This window comes from Arenibacter hampyeongensis (genome assembly GCF_002909255.1).
GTDB lineage: Bacteria > Bacteroidota > Bacteroidia > Flavobacteriales > Flavobacteriaceae > Arenibacter > Arenibacter hampyeongensis.
On record NZ_PIOB01000001.1, the window covers coordinates 670653 to 690956 of the forward strand.

Annotated in this window: 17 protein-coding genes; 5 read left to right on the forward strand and 12 right to left on the reverse strand. The window is 39.7% G+C overall.

Features of this window, described 5'->3' with window-relative positions; genetic code table 11:
* Window positions 1-2: 2 nt before the first annotated feature.
* The 7 genes from CWD91_RS02715 to CWD91_RS02745 all read right to left on the reverse strand — a co-directional run bounded on the left by CWD91_RS02715 (window position 3) and on the right by CWD91_RS02745 (window position 8352).
* Window positions 3-1781, reverse strand: coding sequence for a BatD family protein (locus tag CWD91_RS02715; protein WP_394335710.1), 1779 nt, complete (start codon window positions 1779-1781; stop codon window positions 3-5).
* Between the two features lie 5 nt (window positions 1782-1786).
* Window positions 1787-2632, reverse strand: coding sequence for a tetratricopeptide repeat protein (locus CWD91_RS02720; RefSeq protein WP_103439392.1), 846 nt, complete (start codon window positions 2630-2632; stop codon window positions 1787-1789).
* 13 nt (window positions 2633-2645) lie between these two features.
* Entirely contained in the window at window positions 2646-3683 is a 1038-nt protein-coding gene (locus CWD91_RS02725; RefSeq protein ID WP_103439393.1) for a VWA domain-containing protein, read from the reverse strand.
* Window positions 3684-3735: 52 nt separating this feature from the next.
* Entirely contained in the window at window positions 3736-4734 is a 999-nt protein-coding gene (locus CWD91_RS02730) for a vWA domain-containing protein (protein ID WP_103439394.1), read from the reverse strand.
* The gene (locus CWD91_RS02735) at window positions 4735-6390 is read right to left on the reverse strand and encodes a BatD family protein (RefSeq protein WP_103439395.1); all 1656 of its coding nucleotides are present in this window, start codon (window positions 6388-6390) and stop codon (window positions 4735-4737) included.
* A 5-nt stretch (window positions 6391-6395) separates the two neighbouring features.
* Entirely contained in the window at window positions 6396-7262 is an 867-nt protein-coding gene (locus CWD91_RS02740) for a DUF58 domain-containing protein (protein ID WP_103439396.1), read from the reverse strand.
* An 88-nt stretch (window positions 7263-7350) separates the two neighbouring features.
* On the reverse strand, window positions 7351-8352 hold the full coding sequence (locus tag CWD91_RS02745; RefSeq protein WP_103439397.1) for an AAA family ATPase: 1002 nt from the start codon (window positions 8350-8352) through the stop codon (window positions 7351-7353).
* Window positions 8353-8511: 159 nt separating this feature from the next.
* On the opposite strand from CWD91_RS02745, the gene CWD91_RS02750 reads away from it, so the two are divergent.
* Genes CWD91_RS02750 through CWD91_RS02760 form a run of 3 tightly spaced genes read left to right on the forward strand, consistent with a single transcriptional unit; the run spans window position 8512 to window position 11341 of the window.
* A complete protein-coding gene (locus CWD91_RS02750; RefSeq protein ID WP_103439398.1) occupies window positions 8512-9387 on the forward strand; it encodes an aldo/keto reductase in 876 nt (291 codons plus the stop codon).
* Between the two features lie 47 nt (window positions 9388-9434).
* On the forward strand, window positions 9435-10208 hold the full coding sequence (locus CWD91_RS02755; RefSeq protein ID WP_103439399.1) for an SDR family NAD(P)-dependent oxidoreductase: 774 nt from the start codon (window positions 9435-9437) through the stop codon (window positions 10206-10208).
* Entirely contained in the window at window positions 10205-11341 is a 1137-nt protein-coding gene (locus CWD91_RS02760) for an ATP-binding protein (RefSeq protein WP_103439400.1), read from the forward strand. Before CWD91_RS02755 ends, CWD91_RS02760 begins: the two co-directional genes overlap by 4 nt.
* Window positions 11342-11360: 19 nt before the next feature.
* Here the strand turns inward: CWD91_RS02760 and CWD91_RS02765 are convergent, their stop codons facing one another.
* The gene (locus CWD91_RS02765; RefSeq protein ID WP_103439401.1) at window positions 11361-12308 is read right to left on the reverse strand and encodes a carbohydrate kinase family protein; all 948 of its coding nucleotides are present in this window, start codon (window positions 12306-12308) and stop codon (window positions 11361-11363) included.
* A 121-nt stretch (window positions 12309-12429) separates the two neighbouring features.
* Window positions 12430-14982, reverse strand: a complete 2553-nt coding sequence (locus tag CWD91_RS02770) for an adenosylcobalamin-dependent ribonucleoside-diphosphate reductase (protein ID WP_103439877.1) — start codon at window positions 14980-14982, stop codon at window positions 12430-12432.
* A gap of 407 nt (window positions 14983-15389) precedes the next feature.
* Between CWD91_RS02770 and CWD91_RS02775 the strand changes: the two genes are divergently transcribed.
* Window positions 15390-16115, forward strand: a complete 726-nt coding sequence (locus tag CWD91_RS02775) for a metallophosphoesterase (RefSeq protein WP_103439402.1) — start codon at window positions 15390-15392, stop codon at window positions 16113-16115.
* Between the two features lie 64 nt (window positions 16116-16179).
* Complete coding sequence (locus CWD91_RS02780; RefSeq protein ID WP_103439403.1) at window positions 16180-17178, forward strand: acyl-ACP desaturase; 999 nt, start codon at window positions 16180-16182, stop codon at window positions 17176-17178.
* Between the two features lie 143 nt (window positions 17179-17321).
* Here the strand turns inward: CWD91_RS02780 and CWD91_RS02785 are convergent, their stop codons facing one another.
* From CWD91_RS02785 to amaB, 3 genes are all read right to left on the reverse strand, one after another.
* A complete protein-coding gene (locus CWD91_RS02785; protein ID WP_103439404.1) occupies window positions 17322-17873 on the reverse strand; it encodes a hypothetical protein in 552 nt (183 codons plus the stop codon).
* 27 nt (window positions 17874-17900) lie between these two features.
* A complete protein-coding gene (locus CWD91_RS02790; protein ID WP_103439405.1) occupies window positions 17901-18086 on the reverse strand; it encodes a hypothetical protein in 186 nt (61 codons plus the stop codon).
* A gap of 633 nt (window positions 18087-18719) precedes the next feature.
* Window positions 18720-20273: an L-piperidine-6-carboxylate dehydrogenase gene (gene amaB / locus CWD91_RS02795; RefSeq protein WP_103439406.1), complete on the reverse strand. Its 1554-nt coding sequence runs from the start codon at window positions 20271-20273 to the stop codon at window positions 18720-18722.
* Window positions 20274-20304 lie beyond the last annotated feature (31 nt).

The following is a 20304-nucleotide window of genomic DNA, read 5'->3' on the forward strand; positions in this document are numbered from 1 at the left end:
GCTTAAATTTGTTTGTCCAATTGTGAAATAACCTCACTGGCTTTGTTGTAATCCTGTTGCATCTGTACATCTGAGAAGGGGCTATACCTAGCCATTTCGCAATTTTTAAGTAATCCAACAAATCCTTCTTGAGTTGCGTTGTCTACATTTTTTTCGCTTAATAAAGTGGCGATCTTATCCTTGCTAAATTCGGAAGTCTCTATTTTTAGCTTGGCCTTTAAATAATTGTGCAATGCTTTCTCCAGAGCCACATAAAAGGATTCCTTGGAGCCTAGGGCTTTTTTGGCGGCAGAGAGATACTTTCTAGCCAGTTTATTGGCGCGCTTTATTTTATTTCCCTCAACGTCACTTGCAATTGCTTCTCTTTTTTTGCCAAATAGTATTGCAATGGGGATCAACAATAGAGGAAGGAGCCACCAAAGTAAAAAGCTAGTTGAACCAAAAAAGTAATTACTGCCTATAGCTTTTAGATTTGGCTGTAATTTGTTGAATACAAATTGATTTCCTATAGCCACGACCTTTTGTTTATTGCCGGAAATGGGCCCCGTATTGTCCGCATTCGCACTAGTTGGACCTTCCAATACATTGATCAGAATTTCCCCAGAATTCAAAGTTTGATATTTTTCAGTTTTCGGATTAAAAAAACTAAACGCTATACTGGGAATAGGATATTTTCCCCTAAAGGTTGGGACAACAGTATAGCTATTACTTACATTGCCTTCCATTCCGGATAGTGTGGTTCTAACACTTTCGTTAAACTCTGGCTCATAAACCTCCAAGGAACTAGGTAGGTTTAATCCTGGAATCTCGAAAAGCTTTAGATTTCCCTTTCCATTAATGGCCACTTTAGCCTGGAGGGATTCGGATGCGTTTAAATGGGTTTTACTGGTGGTTACCGTAAATTGAAATTCTCCAACAGCACCACTAAAATCTGCTGGTTTCCCTTCGCTTGGCAATGGTTTAACATTTATAGTTCTGTTACCTGCTGATACCGTCTTGTTGGTTTGGGCAAATATTCTTCCTCCAAAAAAATCACGTTTGTTAGTGGGGATCTGTAGGCTTACATCCAAAGAAAGGGGTTCTATTTCCAATTCTCCCGTTTTCTGTGGGTATAGGACTACTCTTTTTAAAATTACCGATCTATAGGATTTGCCATTATAAGTGGTATTCTGAATATCGTATTTGGTAACTGGAATATCCTGGCTCCAGAAATTGTTATATTTTGGGTTGTCCAAGGCCCGAAAATTGGTTACGTCTATTGTGGGGCTGGCATATAGTTTATATACCACTGTAACAGCTTCATTGAGATACGGACTGGTTTTGGATATTTCTGCTACCAGATGTAGGCTTTCATCGGCCACGTCATCTACGGTTTTTTCCCCATCCGGCCTTTCAACTGCGGCAGTAACCTCCACTTCTTTAGGGAGTGATTTATAGGTTTCGCCTTTGATGACAATAGTAGACTGTTTAATAGTAAATTTCCCTCTGGCCGTTGGGGCAAGGGTATAGCTGTATGTTTTGGAAAAGCTCCTTACTCCGTTGACCCATGAAGAGCTAATGGACTGTGATGGTCCCATAAGTACCCTGAACCCCTCAAAATCCGGGGGAACAAAATTATCTCCATCCCTGTTCATGGTAAAGTCGACCCGTAAGCGTTCGTTAATGCCCAACACATCTTTGCTGAGATTCATTTCGAAGGTTACGGACTCGTCATCCTGGGCATTTAATACCATGCCGAGAATAAAAAGGGAAAATAACGATATGTAGCTTTTAATATTCACTTGAGTTACCAGTCTTTTTCATTTTTGGTCTTTACACCTTTCACTTTTTGTGCATCAATTTTTTCCTGTACTTTTTTCTCTTCGTTTTGCATTGCCTCCAACAAATTTTTTACCTGTTGTGGAGATAATTGGTTGGGCCTTGGCTGCTGTTGCTTTTGCTCCTCTGCCTTATACGGTTCGTCGTTTTCCTCCTCATTATCTCCTTCTCCTTCTTTATTGTCTTCTTTCTTTTCCTCTCCTTCATCCCCGTCTTCCTTCTTGTCGTCCTGGTCCTCTTTTTGGTCGCCTTTATCGTCTTCGTTCTTATCCCCTTCCTTTTTATCTTCGTTTTGATCCTTCTGGTCATCCTTGTCCTGGTCGTCCTTATTTTGATCATTTTTTTGCTCTTCCTCCTGCTGCTTTTTTAGCATTTCTTTGGCCAAAGCCAAATTATAGCGGGTCTCCTCATCTGTAGGGTCATTTCTAAGGGCCTCTTTATAGGCGTCTACAGCTTTTTGATATTCTTTGTTTTTCATAAAGACATTACCCATATTGTGGTAGGCCTTATGTTTGTCTTTTTTATTGGAAGCATTTTCGCCCGCCTGCTTAAACCGTCCAAATGCCTCGCTATAAGTTTCGTTCTCATAATAGGCATTTCCCAAATTATAGGGGGCAATACTACTTTCGGCACTCTTGGAGATTGCTCTTCTATAATTGGCCTCGGCATTAACAAAATTGCTTTCAGAGAGTTCTTTATTTCCCTCCCAAGTGTAATTGGTGGCAATTTTAATTGCCTTTTCTTTTTCCTTATCCACTTCCTGGGCATGGGCCAGGCCTCCGATCAAAATGATGATAAATACTATCTTTCCCATATTCCTTCTTCGTTTATCGCTCGTTAAACAGATTCAGTTTTTTCAACCATTTGGTTTTTCTATCCAAGACAAAAACGTCTAAAAATAAGAATAAAAGGCCTGCTCCCAAAAACCATTGAAATTGATCTTTGTATTCGGCAAATTGTTTTGCCTCAAATTCCTTCTTGTCCATCTGGTTCAATTGCTCCTTAATAATAGCAACAGCATCTTCCGTATTATCCCCATTTATATAAAGTCCGTTGCCTTCGTCGGCAATTTCCTGCAGCACTTCTTCATTTAATTTTGTAATGACGACTTCCCCTTGGTTATCTTTTTTAAGGCTTTCAACAATGCCGTTTCTTTTAAGGGGTATAGGTGCTCCTTTGGTTTTTCCTACCCCAATGGTAAATACCCTTATTCCTTCATTGATCGCCTCCTCAACAGCATTGGCCACTTTACCTTCAGAATGGTCCTCTCCGTCCGAGATTATAAATAGGACCCGATTGGTTTGTTCTTCATCGTCATAATAAGTAGAAGCCAATTCTATAGCTTGATCTATAGCCGTTCCTTGGGAGGAGAGCATATCGGTATTCATATTCTGCAAGAACATTTTGGCAGCACCATAATCGGTGGTTATGGGCAATTGTGGAAACGCCTGGCCTGCATAGGCAATGATCCCAATCCTGTCGCTTGCCAATTGATTGATAATTTCTGAGACCAAGCGTTTTGCCTTTTCCAGCCTATTGGGTGCAATATCCTCGGCCAACATACTTTTGGAAACGTCTACTGCAAACACAATATCTACCCCTTCCCTTTTCACCGTTTCCAATTTGGTGCCAATTTTTGGATTGACCAAGGCCATGGTTAAAGATGCGATTCCCAATAGAATAAAAATTAATTTAAGGCTGGATTTAAAATTGGACCTGTCCGGGGTCAATCGCTTTAGTAGAGTAAGGTCTGCAAATTTTCTTTGTGTTCTTTTTTTCCAAAATTGAAGCAGCACAAAAAGGACAACCATCACCGGAATGATGGATAACAGGTATAAATATGATTTTTCGTCTAACTGAATCATTTTGTATTCTTCATTTTTGAATCAAACCCCTTGGAGCCCAGCTTGCTTTTATTTAGATAAAACTCCTAAAGAGGGTAATCCTTGCCAGCCACTCCAACAGGAGCAAAACCCCTGCCAAATAGACCCATGGTCTAAATTTTTCTTCGTATTTATAATACTTAAATTCTTCTACCTCGGTTTTTTCCAATTTATTTATTTCTTCGTATATGGCTTCCAATTTTTTGTTATCGGTAGCCCTAAAATACTGCCCTCCCGTTGTTTCTGCGATCGATTTTAACAGACTTTCTTCTATTTCTACCTCCCGCATTCCGTATCTGAAGGATCCGTCGGCATTATAGGCTATGGGCGTCATGGCGTTTCCGTTGGTGCCAATACCAATAGTGTAGGTTTTTATGCCGAACTCCACTGCCAGATCTGCGGCAGTTTGGGGCTCTATAAATCCCATATTGTTAACTCCGTCGGTGAGAAGTATAATTACTTTGCTCAGAGCCTTACTTTCCTTAAGCCTATTTACTGCTGTGGCCAGGCCCATGCCAATAGCGGTTCCATCATTTAATTGCCCATAGGTTATTTCTTCCAAGGCCCTTAAAACTATGGATTTATCACTTGTAATGGGCGTCTTGGTGTAACTTTCCCCCGCATATGCCACTAAACCAATCCTATCGTTTGGTCTTTCGTTAATAAAATCGGCCGCCACCTTTTTAAGTGCCGCCAATCTGTATGGTTTTAAATCCTTTGCCAACATACTCGAGGAAACATCGATGGCCATTACAATATCTATACCTTTTGTGGTCTTGGTCCTGGTAGAGATATCCTCCGTTTGTGGTCTCGCCAGGGCAATAATTATTGCTGCCAAAGCCAATAAACGCATGAGGAAGAGAGCAGGTTTTAATTTGGGTAATATGCTGCCTTTGGGAAATCCCTTAATACTGGATATTTTTAAGGAAGCCGTTTGTTCCCTTCTTTTAAAGAAATACCAAAGCATTGCCACTGGGAGTAGTAGTAACAACCAGAAAAACTGTGGGTTCGCAAAGGAAATATTCTCAAACATCTATAAGGTCGTTTTTACTTCTACTGAGTTCAAAATTCGTTCTACTATATGATCTGCATAGGTATCATCTGCCAACCATGTCAAGATTACATTTTGTTGAAAGCCTTTGCCACCAAAAAATAGGACAACATAATTCCCGGATATCAATTCTTTGGATTCCGGTACGGCAAATTTTCCACTTCCGTATAGTTTAATTCCTTTGACCCCTGTCAAGGTAGTAAACTCCTCTTGTTTGGTAGTGATGTTCTTTGCGCCTTGTGCCTCAAAATTTTTCAAGATCTGTTCGGAAGCCTTATCAAGATCTGGATCCTCTGGTTGTGCCAAGGTAATAGAGGTGGTGGCTATCGTAAATAGTCCAATGGAACTCCTATAAGCAAAAGCCTGCATTTCCTTTACGGAGGCCTGGGCTTCAGGCGGTAGTTTTACTGCCTGGCGTAATAAAACCTTAGGGGTCTGTAAACTAACTGGAGGGAAACCATAATCGCTCTGCACCCATTCCCCTTCCAATAATTCTTTGGTCGGATGGCCCAAAACAGTGTCCTTCACATATCCAAATCCGTAATAACCTATGGCAGCGGCGGTAGAAAATAACAGTACAAGTACAGCGGTTACTGCCACAATTATTATTTTTTTCCTGTGTTTCTTTCTTTCCAATTCCTCCAAATACTCTTCCCGCAGCAATAATTCCTCCTCTGTAGGTTCTGGAATGGCTTCTTTGGTTTTTATGACAATTTGCTCCACAGATTTTCTATCCTGTTCGGCTACCGAATTTTCAGGTTTGGATTTTGCAAATTTCACCAAATCTGAGGTTTGTAGAACTTTTTTGAACTGTTGAATGGTTTCATGATCCAGTTTTAATTGGCCCGCATCCTTCATCATTTCCAATTTATCTATTAATTGGTCTGTGGTGCTTTCTAGCGCGGTTACATGAACATCTTCCTCTAAATAGGAGCGGACAATGTCCGTGAGTTCGGAATAGTAGGATTTATAGTCATCCTGTATTAAATATTTTGATTTTTCCAATTCTCTCAACCCTAAAATTGCTCGGTCAAAAGGTGGTAAAAGAGCTACTTTTTCCTCTTCGCTCAACGGTTTTTTTCTGAACACGAACCAATATGCCGCTACACCGGCCAACAATAATACGACTAATGCCCATAAAAGAATTTTCCAGAGAGACCCATTGGATTTTTCTACATTGATCAAAGGTTTTATGTCATACATTTTCTGAGCCAAGGTATCCACCGGAACCGTAGCCACATCAATTTTAACGGAATCTGTGAAAAACGGTTTTCCATTTACCATGATCTGTTGTCTTGGTAGGGTGTAAGATCCGGAATCAAATTGGGTGAGGGCGTAGATTTTTTGAAGGGTAATCCGATCCAATTTTTTGACGGTATCGGTCTTTAAGGCTTCAACGGTTTCCAAAGGGGAAAAGGTTTGTCCTTCCGGGAAAATTACCTGTGAGGTAGAATCCGTTTCTACGGTGACTTTAAAATTTAACTGTTCGCCAATCTTTATATATGTGGTATCCACCTCCGACCTAATAGTGGGAGTATTCTGGGAAAAACCATTTGCAGTGGCAAATAGTAGGCACAATGTTATATATCGTAATATATACGAACAACTATTCTTAATGCTAAAATCTAAGTTCCTCATTTAAATCAACCTCTTCTCTTAAAATAGCCCAATAATTTTTTAACATAACTTTCATCAACCCTACAACTTAATACTCCACAGCCAGATTTGGTAAAAGTATCCTGAAAATATGCAACGCGCTCACTGTAGTGTTTGCCATAGGCCATCCTAACTTTTTTGGACTGGGTATTTACCAATTGAATATCCCCTGTTTCCACATCCTGCATTTGTACCATCCCTAAATTGGGAATGTTTTCCTCTCTTTCATCATATACTCTAATTCCCGTAAGGTCATGTTTTTTACCTGTGATGCGTAAAGTTTGAAGGTAATCCTCAGTAATAAAATCGGAGAGTACAAAAACAATGGCTTTTTTCTTCATTACGTTGGTAAGAAATTTTAAAGCGGCACCAACATTGGTCTCGGTACTTTTTGGAGAAAATTCCAACAATTCCCGTATTATTCTAAGGGCGTGACTTTTGCCTTTTTTTGGTGGGATATAGAGTTCCACTACGTTGGTAAACAATAGAAGGCCAACTTTGTCATTGTTCTGAAGTGCCGAAAAGGCCAGGGTAGCGGATATTTCGGTTATAATTTCCTTCTTAAACTGATTGCTGGTTCCAAAAAGCTCTGAACCACTCACGTCTACCATTAGCATCATGGTAAGTTCCCTTTCCTCCTCAAAAACCTTTACGTAGGGTTCATTATAGCGTGCGGTAACATTCCAATCTATGGACCTTACATCATCGCCAAATTGATATTGGCGCACCTCACTAAAAGTCATACCCCTTCCTTTAAAAGTCGAGTGGTACTCCCCTCCAAAAATATGGTCGGAAAGACGCCTCGTCTTTATCTCAATCTTGCGAACTTTTTTTAATAATTCCTTGGTATCCATTTTCAGTTTGCAGTTTGCAGTAAAAAGTATTCAGGCACAATTTTAAGGACTAAAAAGCCATAGCTGTGGACCGATAACTGTAGACTGATTAAGGTACTTCAATTTCGTTTACGATCTTATTAATAATTTCTTCCGAAGTAATGTTTTCTGCCTCCGCCTCATACGTAATGCCGATTCTGTGGCGCAATACGTCATGAATCACAGCCCTTACGTCCTCTGGAACTACATAGCCCCGTCTTTTAATAAAGGCATAACATTTGGCTGCTACGGCTAAATTAATACTTCCCCTTGGAGAAGCTCCGAAACTTATTAAAGGCTTTAGACTTTCTAAATTGTATTTTTCTGGGTATCGGGTAGCAAAAACGATGTCGAGAATATATTTTTCAATCTTCTCGTCCATATATACATCCCTTACCGCCTTTTGGGCACTTAAAATCTGCTTAACACTCACCACCGGTTTTACCTCTTCGTACTCCCCTTTTAGGTTTTGGCGAATTATTAGTTGCTCTTCACTGAGTTTGGGATAATCTATAACGGTCTTTAACATGAAACGATCCACCTGGGCTTCCGGTAATGGATAAGTTCCTTCTTGCTCCACCGGGTTTTGGGTGGCCATAACCAAGAAAGGCTTATCCAAGATAAAGGTTTCGTCGCCAATGGTCACCTGTTTTTCCTGCATGGCCTCCAACAGAGCGGATTGCACTTTTGCAGGAGCACGGTTAATCTCATCCGCCAAAACAAAATTGGCAAATATGGGACCTTTCTTGATTGAGAAATCATTTAGCTTCATGTTGTAAATCATGGTTCCTACCACATCAGCTGGCAACAGATCTGGTGTAAATTGAATTCTACTAAAACTTCCTTGAACAGCTTTGGCCAAGGTATTTATGGCTAAAGTTTTTGCTAGACCGGGAACACCTTCGAGCAGAATATGGCCCTGACCAAGAAGTCCAATCAGCAATCGTTCTACCATATGTTTTTGACCAACGATTACCTTATTCATTTCTAAAATAAGTAGGTCTATAAAAGCACTCTCTTTGGCAATTTTCTCGTTCACGGCGCTGATATCTACCGAAGTATTTTCTTCCATATAATCCTTTGTTTTTTTTTGTTTAAAGTGGTTAACTCCAAAAGTGGGTGCAAATTGAAAATTTATTTAGTTATTGGCTGTTAATGTATGGTTAAAAGTTAAGCAATGGGTCTAGTTTTGTGAACTATTTAAGGGAATTATTCATAATTTCACAAACATATGAAAAATAAAAGATCTTATTCTAAAATCATTGCTGGGACAATGACTTGGGGTAATTGGGGGAAAAAGCTATCTGTTGGGGAGGGAGCAAAATTAATTGGTCATTGTTTGGACCAAGGAATTACCACTTTTGACCATGCGGATATTTACGGGTCCTATAACAACGAATTATTTTTTGGAAATGCCTTTACATCGACCAATATAAGCCGTGATGAAATTCAGCTGATCAGTAAATGTGGTATTCAAATGGTTTGTGAGGAGCGGAAGAACAGAGTCAAGCATTATAACTATACCAAGGATTATATTGTTTGGTCTGTAGAGCAGTCCCTTAAAAATTTAAAAACGGATTATCTGGATATGTTGCTCTTGCATAGGCCTAGTCCGTTGATGCGTCCAGAGGAAATTGGGGTGGCTGTTCAGCAATTGAAAGAAGAGGGAAAAATACTTGATTTTGGCGTGTCCAATTTTACACCTTCCCAGATAGGGTTGTTGGAGACTACTGTAGAGGTACAATCCAATCAACTGGAATTTTCCTTAACTGCCAATGAAGTCATGAATAATGGGGGTTGGGACGATTGTATTGTTCATAAAAGAATGGCAATGGCCTGGAGCCCCCTGGGGAGTTATTATCGTGATAGGGATAAGCGTTCCAAGCGAATAAAAAAAGTATTAAAACAATTAAAGAAGAAGTACCAGGTAAACGCAAGTCAACTTTTATTGGCTTGGATTTTAACACATCCAGCAGGGATACACCCAGTGGTAGGGACCACAAGTTCCAAACGGTTGACAGCTGCAACGAACGCCATAAATATTGACCTTGAGCTGGAAGATTGGTTTTTGTTGTTAGCAGCCAGTATGGGGGAGGATGTGCCTTAATATTAGGCTACCGGTATAAATAGAAACAGTATTAAGAACAAATTTTTATGAATATTTCCAACAATGAGAAACCAATTGCATTTATAACGGGGGCTACCAGTGGAATAGGCCTTGCAACGGCCAAACTTTTCGCTACCAACAAGATAAATCTAGTCCTTTGTGGGAGGCGAAAAAAGCGATTGGCTGAGCTGAAAAAGGAACTGTCCAGACATACCAAGGTTTTTACATTGTCATTTGATGTGCAGGACAAAAAGGCGGTTTTCAAGGCAATTGACTCCCTTCCAAAGGAGTTTTCCAAAATAGACATTCTAATCAATAATGCAGGGAACGCCCATGGTCTGGATTCTATTGAGGACGGCAATCTGGACGATTGGGAAGCAATGCTGGATATAAATGTAAAGGGGCTGTTGTACGTTTCCAAGGCCATAATGCCTAATATGATAAAAAACAAAGCCGGACATATTATAAATATTGGCTCCATTGCCGGGAAGGAAGTGTACCCGATGGGGAATGTATATTGTGCCAGTAAATATGCTGTAGATGCCTTAAACCAAGGGATGAGAATAGATTTAAACAAGTATGGGATTCGCGTTGGGGCCATAAATCCGGGTTTGGTGGAAACAGAATTTAGTAAAGTGCGCTTTAAGGGGGATAATGGCAGGGCCATTGACACCTATAAGGGATATATGCCGTTACAGCCGGAAGACATCGCAGATATTATCCATTTTATGGTCACAAGACCTTCACATGTCAACATTGCAGATTTATTGGTTATGCCAACGGCACAAGCAAGTGCAACTATTGTCAACAAGAAATTATGATCAATAAACGCTTACTCGTAAAAAACCTTCTTGCCCATAATGACGAGAACAGCTTTTATGATAAAAAGCGGTTTATAGATATTGGAAAAAGGGAGGGAAAGGCGAAATTTTTAAAGCATGTTTGTGCACTTGCCAATAGCAATCCGCAAAACAATTCCTTTATTGTCATTGGAGTAGAGGATGAGGATAACGAAATTGTAGGGGTCGATTTTTTCGATGACAGTAAAATTCAAAATTTGGTAAACGCCTATTTGGACAATCCGCCACGGATTACCTATGAAAATATTCCCTTCCCACATTTGCCCATTGGCAAGGTGGTCGGTCTGGTAACCATAAAATCCAATGGAAAGGTATGTTCTTTACGAAAGAATATATGGAAGTATTATGGGGGTGCGGTATTCTTTAGGGATGGAAGTATCAGTATGCCAAAGGCTTACGGAATTGAGTTGACCGATGTAAATGCTGAAGCCGTAGCTACCATAGAACAACACGCTAAAAATAATATTGAACTTACTTTGGATGGGGTGGTCGACTTTCTAAATGAAAGGCATAAGGACCTGACAAGTCATTACAAGGTGTTTAAGGAACAATTTGTGGTTTGTTGGGCAGGACATCAAAAAAAAGTAAAAAATGAAATCTATTACTCCCGTGTTGATATTGAATTGATCAATGAACAAGTGAAGTTGTTTTTTTCTGAGTTCGATGAAATCACTATAACTTATGATGAAAACTCCTTTACTACTATCGAATATGTACAGTTGGGATTAAGTAGTCAACAAAAATATTATCCTTTGGAAAAAGTGGTCATTACCTTTTCCGATAATGGTACCTATACCATTAATTCGGATTTAATATTTGAACCTCCCCTTTATGACAAAAAAACACTTCATCATATATATAATACCAATATCGCCGTACTTAAAAAAATTGAAAAGGGAATACCCTTGTCCCCACACGAAAAAAAGGATTTATCCCTGTTGTCCGACACCTTGTTAATTTGCTATGTTAACGGCTTTGAAGAGGCCAAGGATATTATGGAAAACGCGAAGCCCGTAATAAAGAATTACGATATTCATGTGTATCAATCCATTAAAGAATCGCTTCGGATTATTAGAAAGATGAAATATAATTAGGGAAGGCATTATATTGCATTTATAGCTGATTTAATTGCTCCTGAGTGGGCAAGGATTCTATTGCCCCATAATTTGTGGTGGTAATTGCACCCGCCTTATTGGCGTGTTGAATCATAATTTCCAAAGGTGCAGAATGGTCCATGAGGGTGTTCAAGTTGGTGGTCAGGGCAATCTGTTTCAACAAACATCCGATAAAGGCATCTCCTGCGCCGGTGGTATCAATAGGATTTACCTTTATGCTTGGTATTATTTTTTTGATTGATGAAGTGCTTAAATAGGTGCCCTCCCCACCTAATGTAACAGTTATTATTTTGGTGCCAAGCTGATGTAAAAAAGCACATGCCTCTTCTAAATTTTCTTTTCCAGAGAGTAATTGCGCCTCCTCCAGGCTAAATTTGCACAAATGGGATTTTTCTATGTAAGGAATACATTTTTGGATAAAGACGGCTTCCGTTCCTTTCCAAAGATCCGCCCTATAATTGGGATCAAAGGAAATAAAACTATTATTGGCAATGGCTTCCTGTAGATAAAGTGAATACGCTTCTTCCAAATTGCCCCCCAAAAATGAGGTAGCTGCCCCAAAATGGACTATTTGATCTTTAAACAGATTCTTTAGTCTGCGATCATGTGTCAATTCTTTGTCGGCACCGCGGCTAAAAACAAAATCACGCTCCCCATCCGCTGCTAGGGAAACAAAAGCCAAGGTGGTGAAGGTGTCCGACCTCTGTGCCAGGGAAACATCTACTTGCCCTTCTGTCAGGGTATTGATGAGAAATGTACCAAAGGGATCTTTGCCCACACAACCAATAAAAAAACTTTTACCTCCCAATTTTGCAATTGCCGAGGCAACATTTGCCGGAGCACCTCCTGCTTTTTTTGTAAAATCATTGGCTTTTGAAAGGTCTTTGCCCTGTTTTTCGGCCACAAAATCTATTAATAATTCCCCTATACAGAAAACATTTTTCATACCCTGGATTTATTTGATTAGTCTAAAATAAACAGAAATATGTAGTAATACTACAAATGCCCCTAAATGCTTAGAACTAGGGGCGTGGTTTTCTTAAGTAATTGATGTAAACCTTTCAGACTTATCCACATTTGGACGAGCCACAATCCTTACAGGTAAGGCATCCTTCCTGGTAGATCAGATTCTTGGAATTGCAGGCATCACATTTTTGCCCCTTGGCCTCTGTGCCGTCTTCCACATATCTTTTTAATGCCCTTGCTACGCCATTTTTCCAGGTATTTATGGATTCGCTATCCAGTTGCAGACTATTGATTAGGTCTACAACCTTTACAATGGGCATGCCGTGGCGCAAGGTGCTGGAAATTAATTTGGCATAATTCCAATATTCCGGGTTAAATTTATGCGATAGCCCTTCAATGGTGGTTTTGTAGCCTCTTTTGTTTTTGTACTGAAAATCATATCGCGAAGAACCGTCTTCGTTCCTGCTTTTAAGGATTACCCCGTCATTGACCCATCTAGGAATTAATATACCGTCCTCATCATCGGCCATACCGGTAAAGATTTCATAGGGCTGGTCGTTTATTAATCCAATAAAGGCAATCCATTTTTCTTTATTGTTTTGTAGCCTTACCACATCCGCTTCCAAGATTTGGGGGCGTTTAGTGGGGAAATTTGTTAGGGATTCATCATTTTCGGACTTATTGGATTCATTGGAGATCAAAACACCGGACCTAGAGCCGTCACGGTAAACAGTAACACCCTTACAGCCTGCTTTCCATGCTTCCAGATAAAGTTTTCCTACCAATTCTTCAGAAACATCGTTCGGAAGGTTTATAGTGACACTTATGGAATGGTCTACCCATTTTTGAACCGCTCCTTGCAAACGGACTTTGCTCAACCAATCCACGTCATTGGAAGTGGCTTTGTAATAGGGTGATTGTTCTACAATTTTCTGGAGTTCCTCTTGGGTATAATTTTTTTCTGTATCAATACCCTTAACGGACATCCATTGTTTAAATTTGTGATGGAAGACCACATACTCTTCCCAAGAATCGCCAACTTCATCTACAAAATCAATTCTGGCGTCCTTATCATTCGGATTCACCTTTCTTCGGCGCTTATATACCGGTAGGAAAACAGGTTCTATGCCAGATGTGGTTTGGGTCATTAAACTGGTAGTGCCCGTAGGAGCAATGGTCAGTAACGCAATATTTCTACGCCCATATTCCAGCATTTCATAATAAAGTTTATCATCTGCTTCCTTCAGGCGCAGGATAAAAGGATTGTTTTTTTCCCTTTCGGCATCAAAAATTTGAAATGCCCCCCGATCTTTTGCGGTATGTACTGAGGCCCTGTAGGCTTCCAAGGCTATCGTTTTATGCACCTCGATTGAAAATTTGTTGGCCTTATCGCTTCCGTAGCGAAGACCTAGTGCTGCCAGCATATCTCCTTCTGCGGTAATGCCTATTCCTGTCCTGCGCCCATTCTCGGCCTTGTCCTTTATGTTCTTCCATAAATTGTATTCCACAGCTTTGGTTTCTTCCAGTTCTGGATCTGCCTTTATTTTTTCGAGAATAACATCGACCTTTTCCAATTCAAGGTCAATAATGTCGTCCATAATCCGTTGAGCTGCAGCAATATGTTCTTTGAAAAGCTTAAAATTAAAACTGGCCTTATCCGTAAAAGGCTGCTCTACATATGAGAAAAGATTAATGGCCAGTAAGCGACAAGAATCATATGGACAAAGTGGAATTTCCCCGCAGGGATTGGTGGACACTGTTTTGTATCCTAAATCTGAATAACAATCCGGTACGGATTCCCTAATAATGGTATCCCAGAAAAGTATACCTGGTTCTGCGGATTGCCAGGCGTTATGGACAATTTTCCCCCATAGTTTTTTGGCATCAATGGTCTTGGACAGTTTGGGTTCGGGACTGTGAACGGGAAATTTTTGAGTATATGGTAGGCCGCTTTCAATAGCCTTCATAAAATCATCGTCCATTCTAACGGAAACATTGGCTCCGGTAACTTTTCCCTGCTCCATTTTGGCATCAATAAAATCTTCGGCATCTGGATGGTTTATGGAAACCGATAACATTAAAGCCCCCCTTCTGCCATCTTGGGCTACTTCCCTAGTCGTATTGGAATATCTTTCCATAAAGGGAACAAGTCCGGTAGAAGTCAATGCTGAATTTTTTACCGGTGATTTTTTTGGTCTAATATGCGATAGGTCGTGACCAACTCCGCCACGGCGTTTCATTAGTTGTACCTGTTCCTGATCAATTTTCAAGATTCCCCCATACGAATCGGAATTGCCGTCTGTGCCAATTACAAAGCAATTGGAAAGGGAGGCTATCTGAAAAGGATTGCCAATGCCGGCCATAGGGCTGCCTTGAGGGACTATATATTTAAAATTCTTTATCAGGTCAAAAACCTGTCCTTCATTTAGAGGGTTTGGGTATTTTTGTTCTATTCTGGCTATCTCCTTGGCTATCCTGCGGTGCATATCGTCTGGAGTCAGCTCATAAATATTGCCTTCAGAGTCCTTTAGGGCATATTTATTTACCCATACCTTGGCCGCAAGGTCATCACCTTTAAAATATTTTAACGAAGCCTCATTGGCTTCCTCCTGACTGTAGGTCTTTTTGGGTCCTTGCGCAATTTTTGTGGGCATAGAATAGTTTTTAGTGGTTAGTGTGTTTAAATGAAAGAACAAAAGTATTAAAATATTTAGGAAAGTAAATATGATAATTATCATAAAAGTTTGCAAATAATATGAACTAAAATATTGACAATCAATAATATAGTGAATTGTTAACAATAAAAAGTTAACAAATAAATTATCTTTTGTCTTAGTCCAATATTTATAAACATCGATTCATGCCAATTTCATCCGGTAGAATAATTGTGAACTTTTTATGAACACATTAATACTATCACTTTATTTGACGCGAGGTATTGGGGTGGCTTTTTTGATAGACTAAGTTGATAGGATTTGGTTGGTTCCCCTATTATTGAGTATTATTTAATTTTAGTTCTATTTGCCATTGATATTAATGCAGTATTTGCGATTTTTGCCAAATGAGAACTTTGGTAATTGGAGATCTACATTCGGGCTTAAAAGCCTTGAAGCAAGTTTTGACAAGGGCAAATGTAACCATTGGGGACCATCTTGTTTTTTTGGGCGACTATGTGGATGGCTGGAGTGAGGCTGTTAATACAGTAAATTTTTTATTGGAACTCAGGGCTACCCATAGGTGTACTTTTATTAGGGGTAACCACGATGAACTTTGTAATGATTGGTTGAAAAGTGGAGATCATAATCCCCTTTGGCTACAGCATGGGGGTAGTGCCACTCAAAATTCTTATCGCCAAGTTGGCGATGAAATTAAAAAAACCCATATACAATTTTATGATAATTTGGAAAATTATGTTATAGACAGTGAAAATCGCTTGTATATCCATGCAGGATTTACTAACTTAAGGGGTGTGTCCCACGAGTATTTTACCAAAACCTATTATTGGGATAGAACCCTTTGGGAATTGGCACTCTCTTTGGACCCATCGCTAACCGAAGAGGATCAATTTTATCCTCAAAGGTTAACGCATTACAGGGAGATTTTTATTGGCCATACCCCGGTAACGAGGATTGGAAGGACAACGCCAAAAAATGCGGCCAATATTTGGAATGTTGATACTGGGGCGGCTTTTAGAGGCCCGTTGACAATTATGGATGTGGAATCAAAACAATATTGGCAAAGTGATCCAGTATATTTGTTTTATCCTTCCGAAATGGGAAGGAACTAAAATTTACTGCCCTTTGGGGGCAGATTATCAAGATTATTAAGGATATTTACATAAAATTTGAAGAATGTCTAATAAGAACGTTAGAATAGAAGTGATGAAATCCATTGAGGGTAAGGTGGATGGTTTTATAGACCAATACCTTATTCCAATACAGGATATTTGGCAACCCACAGATTTTTTACCCGATACCCAAAGCGAGGGGTTTATGGATCATGTAAATCAGATACGTGAAGAAGCCAAGGAATTGGGGTATGACCTTTGGGTTACATTGGTTGCAGATACCATAACCGAGGAGGCACTGCCAACCTATGAATCCTGGCTTATGGATGTAGAAGGAATAGACCAACACGGAGAAAATAAAAATGGTTGGTCCAAATGGGTACGCCATTGGACGGCTGAGGAAAATAGGCATGGTGATGTGCTCAATAAATATCTTTATTTGGCCGGAAGGGTCAATATGAGGGAAGTGGAAATAACCACACAGCATTTAATAGCCGATGGTTTCGACATAGGAACGGATAGGGACCCCTATAAAAACTTTGTATATACCTCTTTTCAAGAATTGGCAACTAATATTTCGCATAAAAGGGTAGGTCAAATGTGTAAAAAAGGAGGTAATATCCTTCTAGGTAAAATGTGTACCATAATTGCTGGAGACGAAATGCGTCACCATTTGGCATATAGGGAGTTTGTTAAAGTAATTTTTGAAAATGACCCAAGCCAAATGATGTTGGCCTTTGCCGATATGATGAAGAAAAAAATTGTTATGCCGGCACATTTTCTAAGGGAATCTGGGGGAAGTATAGGAACGGCTTTTGAAAACTTTTCCAATTGTGCCCAGAGACTTGGAGTATACACCGCTCAGGATTATATAGAAATTTTGAAAAAATTGAACAGCTATTGGGAATTGGATAGCATAAGAAGTCTTAACGATGATGCGGAAAGGGCTAGAGATTATTTAATGAAATTGCCCGATAGATTGGAGCGAATCGCTACCAGGATGAAATTCCCAGAAGACAACTATAGGTTTAAATGGGTAGAGGCCAACGGTAGAATGGTGTAATATTATTAAATTTTATAAAAATTGAAACTTGTTATTAAGAAAAAAGTGAAGCGTTCAACGCTTCACTTTTTTTATTCGATTTATCCTCTCGGCAGATTAACCTTTATTTGGTTAATAATAGTAGGGAAATGGACACGAAAATGCTATAGCTTGCCTCTTTTGTGTTCTTCTTGCCATTTTTGCAGTTCTTTCCATTTGCCTTCATAGGCCATTTTGGCCTGCATAGGCCAAGAGGCAGGGTCATGAATTTTATATCGGGCGCCTCCAGAATCCAATACCTCTTGACATTTGGCGACTGCGGTTTCAGACAAATCTTTCCAAGTCTTGATATCAAAGGAATTAAATAGTTGCTGTATTTTAGGGCCAATGCCTTCCACAATCTTTAAATCGTCCTTTTTTATGGATTTGCCTAAAACCGCTTTAGCAGCTTGGGCATTAAAGGGAAGCAGTTCTTCAGTAGCCGCAATTGGAGCGACCGGTTTTGAAGGAAGGGCTACATCGACTTTTTGGGATAGTTGTTTGTTGCACGATGCCAAATCGGCTTGTAGTTGAATGTTTTTGTCCTTAAGTATTCTTAATTCTGAAGACTGGTCAATTTCTGGGGTTTTTCCTTTACCGATCAAATAGCCAAATAGGGCGCAGACTATACCCACTATGGCCGGAATTAACCAGCACCAGATATTCATGTTTTCCATAAACTTTATAAATTAAGGTTAGTTAAATTAATTAGGGTTTTGTTCATGCTTTTTCTCCTCTCCCTTGTTATACTTATCAATGGCTTCAGTGGTTTCTATAGAAGCAGTATCTACTGTTTCACTTGAGCAGTTATTGCACAACATGATGTTAAAATAAGTTCCAGCAATAATTGCGATTACTATTCCCAATAAATTGGTTCTTCTTTTAGACATTTTTAATAACAGTTTGGGTTTAGCTTAAATATATTAAAAAATTCCCTTAAATGTTAAAATAAAGGATCTTAAATATTATCTGTCAAATAGTTAGCTGTATTGGACGATGTTTTTCAATCGAATTCTACATCCCTAGTGGATTTAGTTGGATAGTTGGGGTAGGTATTTGTTCATTTAATTTTCGACTGCCTTTGTATTGGGGATTTTGGGTTCTGTTTTACCACAATTATTTAGTGCAATTCCCTGAAAACTTACCGATTATACAAATTTTAGTACCATCTATATAATTTTACTTTTAAACACGATATGGAATGCAGACTTTAGCGGAAATATTAAAATTACAAAGACCTTATTTCTCCCGACTAAGTTCCGGCATTGAGATAGGTCTTTACCACAATAATTATTTGAGTTAGTTTGGTTAAACCCGCAGCTATTTCTAATGGACCTATTCGGGGGGAGGGGAAATTTTCAAGTGGCTACGGGTTTATTATTTTCTAATCATTCAAAGCGCAAGTTATTGTCTTGAAGCACTACAAAACTAAACTTCAGGATATTATTGGGTTAGTTAGTTTAAAACCCGCTATGCACTGGTCTATATCCAGTACATAGCGGGTTTTTTATTGGTCTTTGGTTCTAAAGATCAAACTTTATACCTTGGGCCAGAGGCAATTCAGTTGTATAGTTAATGGTATTGGTTTGCCTTCTCATATAGATTTTCCAGGCATCCGAGCCAGATTCACGGCCTCCACCTGTTTCCTTTTCCCCTCCAAAGGCACCTCCAATCTCGGCGCCGGAAGTTCCAATATTTACATTGGCTATGCCACAATCACTACCTTGGGTAGATAAAAAACGCTCTGCCTCCCTTAGGTTATTGGTCATTATTGCAGAAGATAGTCCCTGAACCACTCCATTTTGAAGGGTGATGGCATTTTCAACATCTCCGGAATATTTTAAAAGATATAATACGGGGGCGAAAGTTTCGTGTTGTACAATTTCAAAAGTATTGGTGGCTTCGGCAATGGCAGGTTTTACATAACAACCACTTTCATATCCAGTGCCTTGCAACACCCCCCCTTCAACAATAAGCTTTCCTCCTTCTTCAACTACCTTATAAAGCGCTTGCTGGTACATCTTTACGGCATCGGTATCTATCAACGGACCTACATGATTCTTTTGGTCCAACGGATTTCCTATACGCAGTTGCTTATAAGCGGTAACAACAGCTGCTTTTACCTTGTCGTAAATGGATTCGTGTATAATTAATCTACGCGTTGAGGTACAGCGCTGCCCTGCAGTGCCTACCGCCCCAAATACAGCTCCGATAACCGTCATTTTTATGTCCGCGTCCGGGGTTACTATAATTGCGTTATTGCCTCCAAGCTCCAAAAGTGATTTTCCCAATCGCGCGGCCACTGCCTGTGCTACAATTTTTCCCATGCGTATAGAGCCTGTTGCGGAGACTAATGGAACTCTTTTGTCATGTGTCATGAATTCACCTACCTTATAGTCTCCATTGATCAAACAGGAAATACCTTCAGGAAGATTATTCTCCTTGAAAACAGCAGCTGCAATATTTTGGCATGCTACTCCGCAGAGCGGTGTTTTTTCACTGGGCTTCCAAACACATACGTCGCCGGAGATCCAAGCCAATGCAGTGTTCCATGCCCATACGGCAACTGGAAAATTAAAGGCTGAAATAATACCTACTACTCCTAGAGGATGATACTGTTCGTACATTCTATGGCCAGGCCTTTCGGAATGCATTGTAAGACCGTGCAATTGTCTGGACAGACCTACAGCAAAATCACAGATATCTATCATTTCCTGCACTTCTCCCAAACCTTCTTGGTAAGACTTCCCCATTTCATAAGAAACCAACTTACCCAAGGGTTCCTTAAGTTCACGGAGTTTATCCCCGAACTGGCGGACAACTTCTCCCCGTTGAGGTGCGGGTTTTGTTCTCCATATTTTAAATGCGCTGGTGGCGGCATCCATCACTTTTTCATAATCTTCTTTCGTAGTTGTCCTTACTTTTCCAATTAAAGCTCCATCTACAGGAGAATAAGATGCTAATTCCTCCCCGGAAGAAAAATTATTGGAACCGGTTGATGTTCCATTGTTTAAAGATTTGATACCTAATCTATCCAAGGCTTCTTGGATTCCGAAATCCTGCGCAATTTTTGACATTTATAACTTTTTTAGCGATTATTGTTATATT